Source organism: Robertmurraya sp. DFI.2.37, from assembly GCF_029211245.1.
GTDB classification, from domain to species: Bacteria; Bacillota; Bacilli; order Bacillales; family Cytobacillaceae; genus Robertmurraya; species Robertmurraya methanolica_A.
The window spans coordinates 1-255 of the sequence record NZ_JARGEJ010000967.1 but is presented as its reverse complement, the minus strand read 5'-3'; the positions used below and the strand labels follow the sequence as shown (position 1 = coordinate 255).

The window sequence follows — 255 nt, the reverse complement described above, 5'->3', positions numbered from 1 at the left end:
TCAAGGCTCTTCGCTTCACGTTTTGCTAATTCGTATCTTGTGATAGATTCTAAGAATTCCAAGTAGGTCCATGATGTTTTTTCAGCTGTGCGAAGAAGCTGTGGCAGCTCCTCCGCAGTCTCTGATAAACGTAACTGACGAAATTGGTTTTGTAATTCATGCACAGTCTTATTTATCATGCTCTACCTCCTAAAATGCTTGTATACGCATTTAAAGAACGGGTAGAGGCCTTAATATCAGAATGTTTTGCTGAAT

At 39.6% G+C, this 255-nt stretch carries 1 pseudogene; it reads right to left on the bottom strand.

The annotated features are described in order from the left end of the window. Positions 1 to 176: pseudogene (locus PZE06_RS29370) on the bottom strand (ATP-binding protein); the annotation flags it as partial. Positions 177 to 255: the final 79 nt, after the last annotated feature.